At 73.1% G+C, this 3,159-nt stretch carries 2 protein-coding genes; both read left to right on the top strand.

Going from position 1 to position 3,159, the window contains the following annotated elements:
* Positions 1–850, top strand: an 850-nt coding sequence (locus tag Pta02_RS40525; RefSeq protein WP_239131603.1) for a condensation domain-containing protein, incomplete at its 5' end; no start/stop codon positions are given.
* Positions 847–3,159: non-ribosomal peptide synthetase (locus tag Pta02_RS40530; protein ID WP_203880371.1), on the top strand; the 2,313-nt coding region annotated here is incomplete at its 3' end. The genes Pta02_RS40525 and Pta02_RS40530, both read left to right, overlap by 4 nt.

A 3,159-nucleotide genomic window follows, 5' to 3' on the forward strand; every position in this document is an offset into this window, starting at 1 on the left:
CGACGCCTGGGTAGAGATCCTCGACGGTCCCAACCCGCGCGTCGGCCACCGGTCCCTGAACCCGCACAAGGACACCGCCGCGACCGTCCGCACGCTGCGGCGCACACTGCCGCCCGGCCGTACGGAACCGCTGCTCACCGGTGTTCCCGCGGCCTTCCACGGGCGGGCCGACGACGTGCTGCTCACCGGTCTCACGCTGGCGGTGGCCGCCTGGCGCAGGAAGCACGGCGGCCGGGGCACCTCGGTCCTGCTCGACCTCGAAGGACACGGACGGGACGACGTCTTCCCCGATGCGGACCTGTCCAGGACGGTCGGCTGGTTCACGGCCATGTACCCGGTCCGGCTCGACGCGGGGAGCACCGACTGGAACGGCGAGCGGGCCGCGGGCCAGGCGATCAAACGGGTGAAGGAACAGCTCAGAGCCGTGCCCGACCCCCTGACCTACGGCCTGCTGCGCCACCTCGACCCAGAGACCGCGGCCGAGCTGGCGGACCTGCCCCGGCCGCAGATCCTGTTCAACTACCTGGGCCGGGTGACGGTCGCCGACGGCGACTGGAACCTCGTGCCCGCGGACGTGGGCGGGCACGACCCCGGCATGCCGGTGTCCCACGTCCTGGAGATCAACGTGACCGTGTACGACCGGCCGGACGGCCCGCACCTGGAAGCCGCCTGGTCGTGGCCGGACGGGGTGCTCACCGAGGCCGAGGTCGGGGAACTGGCCGAGACCTGGTTCGAGGCCCTCGGCGGGCTGGCCGAGCACGGCGCCGGGGGCTACACGCCCAGTGACCTCCTGGTCGACCTCGACCAGAAGGAGATCGACCGCATCCAGGCCGCGTGGGAGAAACGATGACGCAGGTCCAGGACATCCTTCCGCTGTCTCCGCTGCAGCAGGGGCTGTTCTTCCACGCCCTCCACGACGAGCACGACGTCTACACCGCCCAGGTCACCCTCGACCTCGACGGGCCCCTCGACCCCGCCAGGCTCGCGGGCGCGGCCGCCCGGCTGCTCGAACGCCACCCCAACCTGCGCGCGGCCTTCTGGCACGAGGAGCTCAGCCGGCCGGTCCAGGTCATCCCCGAGCAGGTCGAACTGCCCTGGCGTGAGGTCTCCGGGGATCCCGACGAGGTGGCGGCCGAGGAGCGGGCGCGCGGCTTCGATCTGTCCGCGCCGCCGTTGCTGCGCTTCGTGCTGGTGCGGTCGGCGCCGGGCCGGCACCGGCTGATCCTCACCAACCACCACATCCTGCTGGACGGCTGGTCCACCCCGCTGCTGATCACCGAGCTGCTCGCCCTCTATCTGGGCGTGGAGGCCGCGCCCGCCCCGCCGTACAAGAGCTATCTGGCCTGGCTGGCCGGGCAGGACCGCACGGCGGCCAAGCAGGCGTGGGACCGGGCGCTGGACGATCTCGACGAGCCCACCCTGGTGGCCCCGAACGCCCCCGCCGTACCCACTCCGCCCGACAAGGCCCGGATCAGGCTGGACGTCGAGCTGACCGGCGCCCTCACCAGGCTCGCCCGCCGCCGGGGGATCACGGTCAACACGGTGGTCCAGGCGTTGTGGGCGATCCTGCTCTCCCGCCTGACCGGCCGCGACGACGTGGTCTTCGGCGCGATCGTGTCCGGCCGCCCGGCCGAACTGCCCGGCGTGGAGCGCATGGTCGGGTTGTTCATCAACACGGTCCCGGTGCGGGTACGGCTGCGCCCCGACGAACCCCTGGGCGAGCTGCTCGAACGCCTCCAGGACGAGCAGGCCGAGCTGCTGCCGCACCACCACCTCGGCCTGACCGAGATCCGGCGCGGCACCCTGTTCGACACCGTGACCGTGCTGGAGAACTATCCGTTCGACCCGTCCGGGGCGGAGGCGGACCTCGGCGACCTGCGGCTGACCGGGTTCGGCTCGGCCGACGCGCACCACTATCCCCTGGCCCTGGCGGTCATCCCCGGTGACCGGCTCACGCTGCGCCTGGACCACCGGCCCGACCTGTTCACCGGGCCCGAGGCCGAACGGTTGCTGGGCCGCATGCGCTCCCTGCTCACCACACTCGTCGACACCCCCGACATCCCGGTCGGCCATCTGGGGATCCTGGACCCGGACGAGCACCGCCTGATCGTCGAGGAGTGGAACGACACCGGCGCGCCCGTGCCCGGCCGTACGCTGCCCGCCGTCTTCGAGGCCGCGGTCCGGCGCGACCCCGGCGCCACCGCGCTGGTGGAGGGCGGGACGGAGTTGACGTACGGGGAGCTGAACGCCCTGGCCGACCGGCTGGCCCGGCAGCTGCGCGAGCACGGTGTCGGGCCTGAACGCCTGGTCGCGCTGCTGCTGCCGCGCTCGGCCCGCCTGATCGTCGCGGCGCTGGCCGTGACCAAGGCCGGAGGCGCCTACCTGCCGGTGGACCCGGATTACCCGGCCGAGCGCATCGCGTACATGATCGAGGACGCCGCCCCGATGCTGGTGATCGACGAGGCGTTCCTGGCAGGAGCAGGAGCAGGAGCAGGGTCCGGGGGCGGGGACGGGGACGACGATCCGGCGGCCGGGACGGACCCCGGTGAGGACGACCGGGCCGCGCTGCGGCACCCGGCTTACGTGATCTACACCTCGGGTTCGACCGGCCGCCCCAAGGGTGTGGTCGTGACCCACGAGGGCGTCGCCGCGTTCGCCGAGTCCCAGCGGGACCGGCTCGAGGTCGGGCCGGACAGCAGGGTGCTGCAGTTCGCCTCGCCGAGCTTCGACGCCTCGGTGATGGAGATGCTCATCGCCTTCGCCGCCGGAGCCGCTCTCGTCATCCCGCCCGGAGGGGTGTACGGCGGCGCGGAGCTGGCCGCGGTCCTGGAGAAGGTGGGGATCACCCACGCGCTGATCCCCCCGGCCGCGCTGGCCGGAGTGCCGGAGACGCCGCTGCCGGATCTGCGGACCCTGGTGGTCGGCGGCGACGCCTGCGGTGCCGAGCTGGTGGACCGCTGGGCCCCCGGCCGCCTGATGGTCAACGCGTACGGCCCCACCGAGGCGACCATCGCCGCGACCATGAGCGGCCCGCTGTCACCGGGTGAGATCCCGCCGATCGGCTCTCCCACCCGGGACGCCCGGGTCTATGTCCTGGATGCGTGGTTGCGGCCGGTGCCGGTGGGGGTGGCCGGGGAGCTGTACCTGGCGGGACCCGGT

The organism is Paraplanobispora takensis, assembly GCF_016863195.1.
Lineage (GTDB): Bacteria > Actinomycetota > Actinomycetes > Streptosporangiales > Streptosporangiaceae > Planobispora > Planobispora takensis.